At 70.4% G+C, this 13,911-nt stretch carries 17 protein-coding genes; 5 read left to right on the forward strand and 12 right to left on the reverse strand.

What is annotated here, in order from left to right:
- Positions 1 to 268: 268 nt before the first annotated feature.
- Positions 269 to 2,044, reverse strand: a complete 1,776-nt coding sequence (gene ptsP, locus NYP07_RS23465) for a phosphoenolpyruvate--protein phosphotransferase (RefSeq protein ID WP_268154557.1) — start codon at positions 2,042 to 2,044, stop codon at positions 269 to 271.
- A gap of 115 nt (positions 2,045 to 2,159) precedes the next feature.
- On the opposite strand from ptsP, the gene NYP07_RS23470 reads away from it, so the two are divergent.
- Complete coding sequence (locus NYP07_RS23470) at positions 2,160 to 2,969, forward strand: GNAT family N-acetyltransferase (RefSeq protein WP_268154559.1); 810 nt, start codon at positions 2,160 to 2,162, stop codon at positions 2,967 to 2,969.
- Here the strand turns inward: NYP07_RS23470 and NYP07_RS23475 are convergent, their stop codons facing one another.
- From NYP07_RS23475 to NYP07_RS23485, 3 genes are read right to left on the reverse strand one after another with little or no spacing between them, the layout of a single operon-like run.
- On the reverse strand, positions 2,970 to 3,239 hold the full coding sequence (locus tag NYP07_RS23475; RefSeq protein ID WP_268154561.1) for an HPr family phosphocarrier protein: 270 nt from the start codon (positions 3,237 to 3,239) through the stop codon (positions 2,970 to 2,972). It abuts the gene before it with no gap.
- Entirely contained in the window at positions 3,236 to 3,634 is a 399-nt protein-coding gene (locus tag NYP07_RS23480) for a PTS sugar transporter subunit IIA (protein ID WP_268154563.1), read from the reverse strand. The genes NYP07_RS23475 and NYP07_RS23480 overlap by 4 nt, the downstream gene beginning before the upstream one ends.
- Positions 3,635 to 3,645: 11 nt before the next feature.
- A complete protein-coding gene (locus NYP07_RS23485; RefSeq protein WP_268154565.1) occupies positions 3,646 to 4,137 on the reverse strand; it encodes a hypothetical protein in 492 nt (163 codons plus the stop codon).
- A 71-nt stretch (positions 4,138 to 4,208) separates the two neighbouring features.
- Here NYP07_RS23485 and NYP07_RS23490 point away from each other — a divergent pair, with 71 nt between their 5' ends.
- From NYP07_RS23490 to NYP07_RS23500, 3 genes are all read left to right on the forward strand, one after another.
- Positions 4,209 to 5,456 (forward strand): CaiB/BaiF CoA transferase family protein, encoded by a 1,248-nt coding sequence (locus NYP07_RS23490; RefSeq protein WP_268154568.1) that lies wholly within the window; start codon positions 4,209 to 4,211, stop codon positions 5,454 to 5,456.
- Between the two features lie 188 nt (positions 5,457 to 5,644).
- Complete coding sequence (locus tag NYP07_RS23495; protein WP_268154570.1) at positions 5,645 to 6,745, forward strand: hypothetical protein; 1,101 nt, start codon at positions 5,645 to 5,647, stop codon at positions 6,743 to 6,745.
- A gap of 22 nt (positions 6,746 to 6,767) precedes the next feature.
- Positions 6,768 to 7,256 carry a TlpA family protein disulfide reductase gene (locus tag NYP07_RS23500; RefSeq protein WP_268154572.1) on the forward strand — a complete coding sequence of 163 codons (489 nt, stop codon included), beginning with the start codon at positions 6,768 to 6,770 and terminating at the stop codon, positions 7,254 to 7,256.
- A 13-nt stretch (positions 7,257 to 7,269) separates the two neighbouring features.
- Here NYP07_RS23500 and lipA read toward each other — a convergent pair whose 3' ends face one another.
- Both lipA and lipB read right to left on the reverse strand, forming a co-directional pair.
- Positions 7,270 to 8,229: a lipoyl synthase gene (gene lipA / locus NYP07_RS23505; RefSeq protein WP_268154574.1), complete on the reverse strand. Its 960-nt coding sequence runs from the start codon at positions 8,227 to 8,229 to the stop codon at positions 7,270 to 7,272.
- A 2-nt stretch (positions 8,230 to 8,231) separates the two neighbouring features.
- Positions 8,232 to 8,900, reverse strand: coding sequence for a lipoyl(octanoyl) transferase LipB (lipB, locus tag NYP07_RS23510; protein WP_268154576.1), 669 nt, complete (start codon positions 8,898 to 8,900; stop codon positions 8,232 to 8,234).
- A 56-nt stretch (positions 8,901 to 8,956) separates the two neighbouring features.
- Here lipB and NYP07_RS23515 point away from each other — a divergent pair, with 56 nt between their 5' ends.
- A complete protein-coding gene (locus NYP07_RS23515; RefSeq protein WP_268154578.1) occupies positions 8,957 to 9,589 on the forward strand; it encodes a tetratricopeptide repeat protein in 633 nt (210 codons plus the stop codon).
- 15 nt (positions 9,590 to 9,604) lie between these two features.
- On the opposite strand, the gene NYP07_RS23520 is transcribed toward NYP07_RS23515, so the two are convergent.
- The 6 genes from NYP07_RS23520 to NYP07_RS23545 form a co-directional block, all read right to left on the reverse strand.
- Complete coding sequence (locus NYP07_RS23520) at positions 9,605 to 9,889, reverse strand: DUF493 family protein (RefSeq protein ID WP_268154580.1); 285 nt, start codon at positions 9,887 to 9,889, stop codon at positions 9,605 to 9,607.
- A 17-nt stretch (positions 9,890 to 9,906) separates the two neighbouring features.
- Positions 9,907 to 11,052, reverse strand: coding sequence for a D-alanyl-D-alanine carboxypeptidase family protein (locus tag NYP07_RS23525; RefSeq protein ID WP_268154582.1), 1,146 nt, complete (start codon positions 11,050 to 11,052; stop codon positions 9,907 to 9,909).
- Between the two features lie 9 nt (positions 11,053 to 11,061).
- On the reverse strand, positions 11,062 to 11,694 hold the full coding sequence (locus tag NYP07_RS23530) for an alpha/beta hydrolase (RefSeq protein WP_268154584.1): 633 nt from the start codon (positions 11,692 to 11,694) through the stop codon (positions 11,062 to 11,064).
- Positions 11,691 to 12,017 (reverse strand): (2Fe-2S) ferredoxin domain-containing protein, encoded by a 327-nt coding sequence (locus tag NYP07_RS23535; protein WP_268154586.1) that lies wholly within the window; start codon positions 12,015 to 12,017, stop codon positions 11,691 to 11,693. The genes NYP07_RS23530 and NYP07_RS23535 overlap by 4 nt, the downstream gene beginning before the upstream one ends.
- Positions 12,018 to 12,033: 16 nt before the next feature.
- Positions 12,034 to 13,134: a VanZ family protein gene (locus tag NYP07_RS23540; RefSeq protein WP_268154588.1), complete on the reverse strand. Its 1,101-nt coding sequence runs from the start codon at positions 13,132 to 13,134 to the stop codon at positions 12,034 to 12,036.
- A gap of 88 nt (positions 13,135 to 13,222) precedes the next feature.
- Positions 13,223 to 13,651: a CopD family protein gene (locus NYP07_RS23545; protein ID WP_268154590.1), complete on the reverse strand. Its 429-nt coding sequence runs from the start codon at positions 13,649 to 13,651 to the stop codon at positions 13,223 to 13,225.
- Positions 13,652 to 13,911: the final 260 nt, after the last annotated feature.

Here is a 13,911-nt window from a genome sequence, read left to right on the forward strand (position 1 = left end):
CGAACCTTTCGGCTCGCCCCGCCAACCTCACCGCCGCTAACTGCCGTTCCCGGCAAGCGCTGCGTTGTGATCAGCGAAGCCTTCTACTGTAGCACAGGAATTTCAGGCCGGGCAAGAGATTCAAACTCTTCGAGAGAAGCGGTCTGAGGCCGGTGCGCCGCCATCAGTGGCGAACCGGCCGTGAGACTTCAGCCTGCTCATCGGCCTGTTTGCTCATCTGTCTACGGGACCAGTCTTTCGACCACTCCGAAACGGCAGCCGCCCTTCCTCAATGGACTGGCGCGCCCGCTCTCACAGATGCCAGCTCCTTGTCGGCCGTCCCGCGCGGATCCTCGCTGTCCAGTACGCGGGTCAGCGCCATCGCCAGCCGTTGGCTGTCGGCGCGCAGCACGCGCTGCTTCACGGCGGGAATCTGCGAGGGATGCATGGAGAAGCTGCGCAGCCCCATGGCGAGCAGCAGCTCGGTGAAGTCCGGGTCGCCCGCCATCTCGCCGCAGACGCTGACACCCTTGCCCGCTGCACGCGCCTGAGCGATGGACTGGTGGATCAGCTGCAGCACCGCCGGGTGCCAGGGGTCGTAGAGATGGGCGACGGCCTCGTCGGCACGGTCGATGGCCAGCGTGTACTGGATCAGGTCGTTCGTGCCGATGGAGACGAAGTCCACATGCCGCAGCAGCAGCGGCAGCATGACGGCCGCGGCGGGGATTTCGATCATCACGCCGAGCTCGACCCGCGTGTAGGCATGGCCGGCATCGGTGAGCTGCTGCTGCACCTTCCTGACGGTCTCCAGAATCTGCCTGACCTCGCTCAGGTGGGCCACCATCGGGATCAGCAGCCTGACCTTGCCGAAGGCACTGGCGCGGTAGATCGCGCGCAGCTGCTGACGGAACATGCTGGGCTCGGCCAGGCTCCAGCGGATGGCGCGCAGGCCCATGGCCGGGTTCAGCACATGCTCGTGGCGCAGCTCGTTGGCGGTGAGCCGGTCCAGCGGCTTGTCGGCACCGACGTCGACGGTGCGTATCGTGACCGGCATGCCCTTCATGGCCTCGACGGCGGCCTTGTAGGCGGCGAACTGCTCGTCCTCGCTGGGCAGTTCGCCCTCGCGGTTCATGAACAGGAATTCGCTGCGGAACAGGCCGACGCCGGTCGCACCCGCGGCGACGGCGGCCTCGGCGTCGGCCGGCATCTCGATGTTGGCGTGCAGCTCGATGTGCTCGCCATCCAGCGTGACGGCCGGCGTGTGCCGCAGCCGCGCCAGGCGCGCACGCTCCAGTTCGCTCTGGCGCTGGCGGAAACGGTATTCTTCCAGCACGATGGGCGAAGGGTTGACGATGACCGTGCCGGCGTCACCGTCGATGATGACCCAGTCGTCTTGCATGATGAGGCGCGAGGCCTCGCGCGTGCCGACGACGGCGGGGATGTCCAGGCTGCGGGCGACGATGGCCGTGTGCGAGGTCTTGCCGCCGATGTCGGTGATGAAGCCGCGGAACACGCTGCGCTTGAACTGGATCATGTCGGCCGGCGCGATGTCGGCGGCGACGAGCAGCAACGGATCCTCGCCGGCGAAGTCGCGCGCCGCGACGGTGGCCGGCGCGTCGCCCTGGGCATGGGCCAGCGCGCCCAGCACGCGCTCGACGACCTGCTCCAGGTCGGCTTTGCGCTCGCGCAGGTAGTCGTCCTCCATCTCGTCGAACTGGCGCGCCAGCACTTCGAGCTGGGCGGACAGCGCCCATTCGGCGTTGTAGTGGCGCTCGAAGATCCACTGCCCGGCGCCGCCGGTGAAGGCCTCGTCGTGCAGCAGCATCAGATGCACGTCCAGCAGCGCGGCCAGCTCGTGGGGCGCGTCTTCGGGCAGTTCGGCCTTCAGCGTCTCGAGCTCCTGCGCAACCGCGTCGCGCGCACGCAGCAGGCGGTCGAATTCGGCGTGCAACTGGTCCGTGGCGACGAAGTAATGGGCCACGTCGACCCGGCTGGACGCCACCAGCACGGCCCGGCCGATGGCCACGCCGCGTGAAACCGCAATACCGAACACCTGGAAGCTCATCAGCTCACCCCGCAGACCGATGGGCCAATGTAGCCTGTCGCGCGCACCCCGCGCGTCATGGTTTTTTCATAGAGGCTTCACCGCTGCGTCAAACCGCCCGCCCAGCATGCCGGGCATGAACAGCAGTCAAGACATCGTCACGCATGCACTGCCGCATGCGCCCTCCCTCATCCAGCGCCCCGCGCGCGCCATACCCGCCGCGCTCAGCGTGAGCTGGGCCCGCAGCGAGGCCGAGGTCCGCGAGGCCCAGGCGCTGCGCCACCAGGTCTTCGCCGTCGAGATGGGTGCGCGCCTGACGCCGCCGAAGGGCGCGCCGGCCGGCCTGGACATCGACCTCTTCGACGCCTATTGCGAGCACCTCCTCGTGCGCACGCCCGGCGAGGACGGCGAGCCCGGTCCCGTCGTCGGCACCTACCGCGTGCTGACGCCCGCGGCGGCCAAGCGCGCCGGCGGCCTATACAGCGACACCGAGTTCGACCTGACCCGGCTGCGCGCGCTGCGCCCCCGCGTGGCCGAGATCGGCCGCTCCTGCGTGCATGCCGACCACCGCAGCGGCGGCGCCATCATCGCGCTGTGGGGTGCGCTGGCCGAATTCATGGCCCGCAACGGGCTGGACACGGTCATCGGCTGCGCCAGCGTCAGCATGCGCGACGGCGGCCACTTCGCGGCCAGCCTGTGGAAGCAGATCGCCGCGACGCATCTGGCGCCCATCGACTGCCAGGTGCGCCCGCGCCTGCCGCTGCCCATCGACCACCTCCGCCAGAACCTCAACGTCGAGCCGCCGGCGCTGATCCGCGGCTATCTGCGCTGCGGCGCCAAGCTGATGGGCGAGCCGGCCTGGGACCCGGACTTCAACACCGCCGACCTGCCGCTGCTGCTGCGCACGGCCGACCTGCCGGCGCGCTTTCGCCGCATCGCTGGCTGATCACTGACCTTCGCCGAACTTGTCGTTGACGAGGGCGGCGATCTGGTCCTGGGCGGCCTGCTCGTCCTCGCCCTCGGTCTCCAGTTCCACCGTCGCCCCCAGGCCCGCGGCCAGCATCATGACGCCCATGATGCTCTTGGCGTTCACGCGCCGGCCGTTGCGGCTCATATAGACCTCGCACCTGAAGCCGCCCGCCAGCTTGGTCAGCTTGGCGGAGGCGCGTGCGTGGAGACCCAGCTTGTTGCTGATGGTGAGGGTGGACTTGATCATTCGTCGGGGGGCAAGGAAGGCGTGGCGACGATGCCGCTGACCGCACCCTGCACGGCGCGCCGGGCCAGCTCGGTCAAGGGCTTCTGGCTGGCGTAGCAGAGCGTGCGCCACAGCATGGGCACGCTGACACCGCTGAGCACCTGCACCCGCTCCCCCGCCAGGCGCTGGGCGCCGTTGCAGGGGGTGGCCCCGAACACGTCGGTCAGCACCAGCCACTCGGGCTGGCCGGCCTCGGCCATCAGCGCGCGGGCGGCCGTCTCGACGTCCTCGGCGCACATGCCGGGGCTCACGTCCAGCACGGCCAGCGTCGGCGCGCAGTCGGGAAAGGTGTGCTCGGCCACCTGCCGCAGCGCCGAAGCGAGCGGGGCGTGGGCGATCACCAGCAGGTTGGGCATAGGGCGCGATGTTAGCGGGCCGCCTCGGCGGCGGCGCCGACGCGCAGGCTGCCGACGAAGCTGTCCCAGGCCGCCGGGTCGTCCGCGTCCGCCGTCATCAGCGCCTGGTAGACCCGGCCGCCACGCGCGAACACGGCCACCCGCGTGACGCCGCCGGGGCCGGCCAGGCGATGCTGGAAGGCCTCCGGCAGCGGCGTCATGCCCGGCACCTGCAGCACCTGCCCCTGCGGCAGCGGCTGGCCGAGCTTGGCTGCGAGGGCCTGCGGCATGGCGGCCAGCGCGGCCGCCGCCTGCGCCGGGTCCGGCAGCTCGGCCCAGGACAGCGCGAAGCGCCGCCCCGCCGCCTCGCAGCGGGCCAGACCCATGGCGCCCTGCCGGCCGGGCTGCGCCGGCCGCTGCTCGATCTCGGGCTTGCAGGGGAACAGGGCCGCCGCCTCCGACTGCGGCGGGCGCACCTCGCGCCAGTTCAGCGCCGGCTGGCAGGCCGCCAGCAGGGTCAGCATTAGGGCAAATCCGGCGGTTGGGCAGAGGCGCATGGCCGAATTATCGGCAGCGGCCCCACGACAATCCCGCGATGCAACAGAAGCCTCCGACCCAAGCCCCCCAGGCCCTGTCCGGCGTGCGCGTGCTGGACCTGTCCCGCGTGCTGGCCGGCCCCTGGTGCACCCAGACGCTGGCCGACCTGGGTGCCGACGTCATCAAGATCGAAAGGCCCGGCACGGGCGACGACACCCGCGCCTGGGGCCCGCCCTATCTGCAGGACGCCGACGGCCGGGACACCACCGAAGCCGCCTATTTCCTCGGTGCCAACCGCAACAAGCGCTCGCTGGCCGTGGACCTGTCCAAGCCCGAGGGCCAGGCCATCGTGCGCCGGCTCGCCGGCCAGGTCGACGTGCTGGTCGAGAACTTCAAGGTCGGCGACCTGGCCCGCTACGGGCTGGACGCGCAAAGCCTGCTGGCCGAGCACCCCGGCCTCGTCATCTGCTCCATCACCGGCTTCGGCCAGACCGGCCCCTATGCCGAACGCGCCGGCTACGACTACGCCGTGCAGGGCATGGGCGGGCTGATGAGCGTGACCGGCGAGCGCGACGACCTGCCCGGCGGCGGGCCTCAGAAGGTGGGCGTGGCCGTGGCCGACCTCTTCACCGGCATGTATGCCACCGTGGCCATCCTCGCCGCACTGCGCCACCGCGACGCCACCGGCCAGGGCCAGGTCATCGACATGGCGCTGTTCGACACCCAGCTCGCGATGCTGGCCAACCTGGGCAGCAACTATCTGTGCAGCGGCAAGGCGCCAGGCCGCATGGGCAATGCCCACCAGAACATCGTGCCCTACCAGGTCTTCGAGGCCCGCGACGGCCACCTGATCCTGGCCGTCGGCAACGACCGCCAGTTCGCCAAGTTCTGCGACATCGCCGGCAGGCCGGACTGGGCCGCCGACCCGCGCTTCGCGACCAATGCCGAGCGCGTGCGCCATCGCGCCACCCTCGTGCCACTGCTGGAAGACGCCATCCGCCAGCGCCCGCGCGCCGACTGGCTGGCCGCGCTGGAAGCCGCCAAGGTGCCCTGCGGCTCGATCAACGCCATCGGCGAGGCCCTGGCCGACCCGCAGGCCCAGGCCCGCGGCAGCGTCGTCGACATGCCCCACCCGCTGGCACCGGTGCTGCGCCTGATCGCCAGCCCGATGAAGCTGTCGGCCACGCCGGTGCGCTACCTGCATGCGCCACCGCTGCTCGGCCAGCACAGCGACGAACTGCTGCGCGAAGCCGGCTTCGACGTGAAGGAAATCACGGACTGGCGCGCTGCCGGCGTGATCGCGTGAGTGCTTACCCACCCCTGAACCAAGGGTTTCCACCCACCCAGGGGATGGAGGCGGGGCCGGCCTGTCCTCAGCATGTGGATTCACACCGCGGCGGGCCCACCACCTAGAACCATCCGCCGCGGATTCGCCACTCCCGGGTCATGTCCACACCGCCTTCTTCCGCGCCAGTCAGCGCCGCCAACGATGTCATGCCCGAGCCAACGCCGGTGCAGTGGGCCGACATCGTCCAGCAACTGGGCGCCGAGATCGCCGGCCCGCTGAGCGCCGCGCTGGAGCAGATCCAGAACCTCGCCACCACCGGCCAGATCGACCGTCGCGGCCTGCGCCTGCTGCGCCGCAGCGTGGACGACGCCCGCACCGCCGGCATGCTGGGCCAGCAGCTGGCCCGGCTGGCCTCCGGCCGGCTGCGCCTGAACCGCGAGCGCCAGCACCTCACGCAGATGCTGCGCAGCGTGCTGGCCCAGCGCAGCCGCGAGACCCAGGCGCGCGGCGTGCAGGTGCGCCAGTCGCTCAAGCCCGTCGAGATCTGGGCCGACGGCGCGCTGCTGTTCGCGCTGCTGAACGCGCTGATGGACTGGGCCCTGGCCAACACCCACTCCTCGGTCGATCTGCGCCTGGACCTGACACCCTGGCCCGTGAAGGCGCGGCTGAGCTGCCGCTTCGCCCACCGCTCGCTGGATCTGCTGGGTGACGACGCCGAGCCGCAGGGCGAGTCGCCCGGCCTGGACTCGCTGGCCTGGCGCCTGCTGGAACAGACCGCCATCACGCTGGGCGTGCTGCCGCTGCGCGAGCAGGACTCGGGCATCACGCTGCTGACGCTGGAGTTCAACCAGCTCGCCCCCGACGAGGCGCCGCCGCCCGACAGCACGCACGCCCGGCTGGAGGCCGAGGCCGAGCGCATGGGCGGCAACTCGCGCCCGCTGGCCGGCTGCCAGTTGCTCATCCTGTCGGCCAACCGCGAGCTGCGCACCGAGGCCCAGGCCGCCGTGCGCCACATGGGCATGCTGGTGGACGTGGTGGGCAGCGTGGCCGAGGCCGAGCAGTTCTGCCGCGAAGGCCTGCCGCATGCGCTGCTCTTCGACGCGGCGCTGATGAACGAGGCCCTGCTGCAGCTGATCGCCGCGGTCACGCGTGACGCGCCGGACTTCAGCTTCGTCGAGATGTTCGACGGCGAGCACCGCACCCAGCTCTCCACGGCCACCCGTGACGGCGTGGCCCGCATCTCGCGCCGCCACCTGCCCGACGCCCTGCCTTCGCTGCTGATGTTCGAGCTCGCGAAGAGGACTTGAGAGATTTCCTAGAATCGCGGCCATGCTGAACCGCCGCGCCCTCGCCGCCCTCGCGCTCGCCGCTGCCACTCTGCTGGGCGGCTGCGCCCGCGAGCAGGCCCCGGCCGTCGACTACGTGCTGCTGAACGGCCAGAAGGCCAGCTCGCAGGACTGGCGCGGCAAGGTCATGCTGGTGAACTTCTGGGCCACCAGCTGCGCGACCTGCGTGAAGGAGATGCCCCAGGTCATCGCCACCTTCGACAAGTTCAAGGGCCGCGGCTTCGACACGCTGGCCGTGGCCATGAGCTACGACCCGCCGGCCTTCGTCGCCAAGTACGCCGAGACGCGCGGGCTGCCCTTCGGCGTGGCCATCGACAACACCGGCAGCGTCGCCAGCGCCTTCGGCCAGGTGCAGATGACGCCGACGACCTTCCTCATCAACAAGCGCGGCGAGATCGTCAAGCGCTTCGTCGGCGAACCCGATTTCGCCGCGCTGCACGGCCTCATCGAGCAACTGCTCGCGGAAGCCTGAAGCCGGCGGCGGGTCAGCCGCCGTTGTTCAGCGCCGCATGGGCCTGCTGGTCCGCGTGGTAGCTGGAGCGCACCATCGCGCCGACGGCCGCGTGCGTGAAGCCCATCTTGTAGGCCTCGGTCTCGAACATCTTGAAGGTGTCGGGATGCACATAGCGGCGCACCGGCAGGTGGTGGCCGGAGGGCGCGAGGTACTGGCCGATGGTCAGCATGTCGATGTCGTGCGCGCGCATGTCGCGCATGACCTGCAGGATCTCCTCGTCCGTCTCGCCCAGGCCGACCATGATGCCGCTCTTGGTCGGCACGCCAGGCACTTCTTCCTTGAAGCGCTTCAGCAGGTTCAGGCTGAACTCGTAGTCGGAGCCGGGACGCGCTTCCTTGTAGAGGCGCGGCGCGGTCTCGAGGTTGTGGTTCATCACGTCCGGCGGCGCGGCCTTCAGGATGTCCAGCGCGCGGTCGGCGCGGCCGCGGAAGTCGGGCACCAGCACCTCGATCTGCGTCGCGGGGCTGAGCTCGCGGACCTTGGTGATGCACTCGGCGAAGTGGCCGGCACCGCCGTCCTTCAGGTCGTCGCGGTCCACGCTCGTGATGACGACGTACTTGAGCTTCAGCGCGGCGATGGTCTTGGCGAGGTTCAGCGGCTCGTTCACGTCCAGCGGATCGGGCCGGCCGTGGCCGACGTCGCAGAAGGGGCAGCGGCGCGTGCACTTGTCGCCCATGATCATGAAGGTGGCCGTGCCCTTGCCGAAGCATTCGCCGATATTGGGGCAGCTGGCTTCCTCGCAGACGGTGTGCAGCTTGTGCTCGCGCAAGATCTGCTTGATCTCGTAGAAGCGGGTCGTCGGCGAACCGGCCTTGACGCGGATCCAGTCGGGCTTCTTCAGCACCTCGGCCGGCACGATCTTGATCGGGATGCGCGAAGTCTTGGCCTCGGCTTTTTGCTTGACGCTGGGATCGTAGGTCGTGTCGCTCATGGTCAGGGGGTCAGCTGGGCCGAGAGTCGCTCGGCGAGCCGGCCGGCCGCGGTCGGCCAGTCGGTGAAAACCCCGATTTTATCGAGGGATGTGGTTTCGAGGCCTTCGTAACCGCAAGGGTTGATGCGCAGAAAGGGTTCGAGGTCCATCGCGACGTTGAGCGCGAGGCCGTGGTAGCTGCAGTGGCGGCTGACCTTGATGCCTAAAGCGGCGATCTTGGCCAGGCCCCTGAAGGCATGGCTCGGGTCGGCCGGGCCGCTCGGCGCCGCGTGGGCGCCGGGGTCGGCCGGGCGGACGTAGATGCCCGGCGCGCCGGCCACGCGCAGGCCGGTCACGCCATAGCTGTCCAGCGTCTGGATCAGCGCCGTCTCCAGCCGGAAGACATATTCCTTGACGAAGATGGAGAGGCGCCGCAGGTCCACCAGCGGGTAGGCGGTGACCTGGCCGGGGCCGTGATAGGTCACCTGGCCGCCGCGCTCCGTGGGCACGACGGGGATGTCGCCCGGCAGCAGCAGATGCTCGGGCTTGCCGGCCAGGCCCTGCGTGAAGGTGGGCGGGTGCTCGCACAGCCAGAGCTCGTCCGGCGTGGCCGCGTCGCGTGCGGCCGTGAAGGCGCGCATGGCCTCCAGCGTGGGCAGGTAATCCACCCGCCCCAATGTCTTGACGATCATGTGGGCATCATAGGCAGGCCGTGTAAGCCTTGGCCCCGCCGGGCCGACTCCATCCGATGAAGACGCCACTGATCGCCGCTGCCCTGCTGCTCGTCGCCCCGCTCGCGCAGGCGGCCCCGTTGACCGACGCGCTGGCCGCCTACGACGCGGGCGACCTGAGGGCCGCGGCGCGGGGCTTTGCCGAATCCGCCCGGCGCGGCGAGGCGCTGGGCCAGTTCAATCTGGCGATGATGAACCTGCGCCGCGAGTTGCCGGACGCCAGCGACGCCAGGGCCTGGCGCTGGCTGCAGCGCGCCGCCAGGCAACGGCATGCGCTGGCCGAGAACGCCCTCGGCGAAATGATCGAGCAGGGCCGCCACGGCCGGCTGGACAAGGTGGCCGCCTGCGGCTGGTTCGAGCGCGCCGCAGAACACGGCAACGGCGACGGCGCCCTGGCCATCGCCACCTGCTACTACCTCGGTCGCGGCCGCCCGCAGGACATGGCCCAGGCCCAGCGCTGGTACCTCGAAGCCGCCAAGGCGGGCGATGTCGGCGCGCAATACATCGTCGCGTCGATGTTCGAGACCGGCCTGGGCGTCGAGGCCGACGCGCGGCTGGCGCGCTACTGGTACGACGTGGCCGCGAAGAACGGCGACGACGCGGCCAAGGCCAAGCTCAAGGCGATGCAGGACGCCGATGCGTCGAGCTGATCGATCAGGCGCCGGTCAGAGCACGACCTTGACCATCGGGTGGGTCGTCAGCGTGCGGTAGATCTCGTCGAGCTGCTCGCGGCTGGTGGCCGTGATGGTGATCGTCAGGCCCAGGTAGTTGCCGCCCTTGCTGGGGCGCTGCTCGATGGTGGCCGCGTCGAAGCCGGGGTCGAACTGCAGCGCGACGGCCGCGATGGCCTCGACGAAGCCGTCGACATGGGCGCCCATGACCTTGATCGGGAACTGCGAGGGGTACTCGATCAGCGACTGTTCGGGCGGGATCTCGGGAGGCAGGTTCATGGCACCCTCCGGGTGGCTTACTTGATCCACAGGCGCAGCGAGTCCCAGGCGCGGCCGAGCAGGCCGGCGCCGGGCACGGCCTCCTGCACGATCAGCGGCACCTCGGCCACCGGCGTGCCGGCGGTGGTGGCGACGCGCAGCGTGCCGACGCGCTGGCCCTTGTTCAGCGGCGCCACCAGCGGGTCGGTGCGCTCGACCTGGGTCTGCAGCTTGCCGGCATCGCCGTGCGGCACCGCGACGTAGACGGCGTCGGCCGCGCCGAGCTGGGCCTCCTTGGCCGTGCCCTTCCAGACCGGCACGTTGGCGATGGCCTTGCCGGCGTCGAAGATCTTGACCGCGTCGAAGGCCGTGTAGCCCCAGTTCAGCAGCTTCTGGCTCTCGCTGGCGCGCGCTTCCTTGGAGGCCGTGCCCATGACGACGGACAGCAGGCGGCGCTTGCCGTTCGGGAAGTCGCGGTTGGCGCTGGCGACCAGGCAATAGCCGGCGGCGTCGGTGTAGCCGGTCTTCATGCCGTCCACGGTCGGGTCGCGGCGCAGCAGCAGGTTGCGGTTGTCCTGGCGGATCTTGTTGAAGGTGTAGTCGCGCTGCGAGTAGTAGCCGTAGTAGTCGGGGAAGTCCGTGATGATGTGGGCGGCCGTGACGGCCAGGTCGCGCGCGCTGCTCTTGTGGCCGGGCTCGGTCATGCCGGTCACGTTCCTGAACTCGGTGTGCTTCAGGCCCCAGGCCTGGGCCTGGCGGTTCATCAGCTGCACGAAGTTCTCGACCGTGCCGGCCACGCCCTCGGCCAGGGCCACGGCGGCGTCGTTGCCGCTCTGGATGATGAGGCCGCGCAGCAGCTCGTCGACCTTGGGCGTCATCGTCGTGTCGATGAACATCAGCGAGGGGTCGCCCTTGCGCTCGTCCCAGGCACGCCTGGACACGGGCAGGGTCTGCTCCAGCGTCAGCTTCCTGTCGCGCAGCGCGCCGAAGACGACATAGGCCGTCATGAGCTTGGTGAGCGACGCCGGGTCCTGGGGCACGTCGGCCTCGCGCTCGGCCAGGGTCTTGTGCGTGGTCAGGTCGATCAGCACGAAGTTGCGTGCGGCGATCTCGGGGGGCTGGGGCGCCTGGGCCTGGGCAGCGACGGCAAAGGCGGTGAAGAGGGGGAGAAGCAGTCGTTTCATCGGATCAATTCAGGCGCGCGCCGGATCGAAGGCGCGCACCACCAGGGACTTGAGCAGCGGCAGCTGCCCGTGGAAGAAATGGCCCACGCCGGGCACGACGGTGACGGGCAGGCTCTGCGGCCGGGCCCAGTCGAGCACGGACGCGAGCGGCACGACGTCGTCGACCTCGCCGTGGATGACCACGGTGTCGGCCGGCACGGGGGCGGTGTCGAAGCGGCTCGTGGCGGGGCCGACGAGCACGAGGCGGCGCGCGGGCTCGCCGGCCTCGACCAGCCGCTGGGCGGCGCGCGAGGCGACGTAGCCGCCGAAGGAGAAGCCGGCCAGCACCAGGGCCTCGCCAGGATTGCGCACCGCGTCGAGCACGGCCTGCGCGTCGTCGATCTCGCCGCGGCCCTCGTCCCAGCCGCCCTCGGACTTGCCGATGCCGCGGAAGTTGAAGCGCACGGCGCGCCAGCCGAGCTGGATGAAGGCGCGCGCCAGCGTCTGCACGACCTTGTTGTCCATCGTGCCGCCCTGGGTGGGGTTGGGATGGCAGATCAGCGCGGTGCCGGCCGGCACCGCGCCACCGGCCGGAAGGTCGATGGCCACCTCGACCTGCCCGGCCGGGCCGGGGACGAGGCGCTTTTCGGTCTGCGAGTTCATCGGCCGACGGAATCCGGCAGCACGAGGCGCTCGACGACCTGGCCGTCGCGCAGATGGCTCTCGACGATCTCGTCGAGGTCGCCCTGGTCGACCCAGGAATACCAGACCGCCTCGGGGTAGACGACGGCCACCGGCCCGCCGGCGCAGCGGTCCAGGCAGCCGGCCTTGTTGACGCGCACGCCGCCCTTAGCCGCAAGGCCAAGCTGCTTCACGCGGGACTTGCAATGGTCGAAGGCGGCCTGCGCGTCGTGGTCGGCGCAGCAGGCCTCGCCGTTGGCGCGCTGGTTCAGGCAGACGAAGAGGTGACGCTGGTAGTAGCTCATCGCCCGCGATTCTCCCTCAGCGGGGTTTCTGGACCAGGCGGGCCGCCAGCCAGGCCGCGGCGATGAAGGGCCATGTCCAGGCCACCCAGCGCGTCAGGCCGTAGAAATGGATGAAGCGGCCATGCTCCCAGGCCTGCAGGTTCAAGGCCAGATAGGGGTCGCCGGGCGCGATGCTGATGAGGCCGATCAGCGCGCAGATCGCGAACAGACCCAGCGCCGCCGCGACCCGCGAGGGCAGCAGGCAGGCCAGCAGAGCCAGGCCCAGGCCCAGGCCGAGGCCGGGCCGCGTGGCCTCGCTGAGCCAGGCCCAGGCATGGTCGGGGCCGAAGGCCATGGCCGTCGACGTGGTCGTGCCCAGCAGGCCCAGCCCCACGGCCCCGGCCGCCAGCGCGATGCGGCGCAGGCCGGGGCGGGCGACGCTGATCATCAGCAGCACCGGCGCGAGCAGGCCCAGCGCGATCGCCAGCGCCTCCAGGCCCGGCGGCAGTTCGTGCTCGACGGTGACGGCGTCGCCCCATTGCAGCGCCCAGGGCGTGCCGGCGAGGGCGTCCAGCAGGGTCTCGCGCCACCAGGGCAGCCACTGGCCCAGGCCGAAGGGCAGCGGTGTCGGGTAGAGCAGGGCCAGCGGCCACAGCGCGAGCAGGGCGAGGGCGGGTGCGCTGCTGGCGCCGAACCAGTGGTCGCGCACGTCCTGCCAGCGCTGCAGGCCGCCCAGGCCGTGAAGCACCAGGCCCAGCAACGCACCCAGCGTGCTGCCGAGGGAATTGAAGCTCAGGTCCGACAGCGAGGGCACGCGCCCGGGCAGGAAGAACTGCAGCGTCTCCATCAGGAAGGACAGCAGCGGCCCGGGCAGCAGGCCCAGCAGCAGCGCGGCGCGCAGGCCCCAGCCCGAACGTATCGCCGCCGCGAAGCCGAGCAGGCCCAGCGGGATGTAGCCGAGCAGGTTGGCCTCGACGTCGAAGGCCCAGAAGCGGGTCGGCCAGGACAGCCCGAACAGCCAGGGCAGGCCCATGCCCGGCGGCCAGCGCCAGGGCCAGAAGGGGTAGAGGCTGGCGTAGATGATGAGCCCGATATGGGCCAGCAGCAGCCAGGTCGCGGAGCTTTGACGGCGGCGCATGGCTCAGCGCCCGCCGGGCCGCCCCAAGGACGCTGAAGCCCCCTCGGGGGGCAGCGTGCATCGCACGCGTGGGGGTTTCATCATTTCGTCAGAAGGGCTTGACCGTCACCAGCACGACGATGGCGGCGAACAGCAGCACGGCGGCCTCGTTGTAGACGCGGAACCAGCGGTGGCTGCGGCGGTTGGACAGCGCCTCGAAACCGCGCAGCAGGCGGCGGTTCATGTGGTGGTAGCCGACGACGCCGCCGACCAGCAGCAGCTTGGCGTGCAGCCAGTGGCTGCCCGAGAAGCGCGTCGCACCGAAGCCCAGCCACAGCCACAGGCCCAGCAGCAGGGCCACGCCCATCAGGAGGCCGCTGAAGCGGTGCAGCTTGTGCGCCATCAACAGCAGGCGTTCGCGCTCGGCATGGCTGTCGGCCGGCACCATGGCCAGGTTCACGAAGATGCGCGGCAGGTAGAACAGCCCCGCGAACCAGGCGGCGACGAAGACGATGTGGAAGGCTTTGACCCAGAGCATGGCGGCATTATGGGCAGGGCCGCTCGTCGAAGAATTGTCTGCAGCGTGAGCCCGAAGGGCTCCTTCGGCTTCACGGCATGGGGCCGCAGGCCCCGGCGCGTCAGCGCCGAGCGGTTCGCACCGCGAGACGCATGCCGTGTGAATCGAGTAGGGTGAGGGGTCGCCCCCTCAGCCCTCTCACACCACCGGACGTGCGGGTCCGCATCCGGCGGTTCAAGTAAAACGCTGGAGTTGCTGGTGGGTATCCACCAGCGAGACCA

This window comes from Pelomonas aquatica (genome assembly GCF_026712205.1).
In the GTDB taxonomy this organism is placed as follows: Bacteria; Pseudomonadota; Gammaproteobacteria; order Burkholderiales; family Burkholderiaceae_C; genus Pelomonas; species Pelomonas aquatica.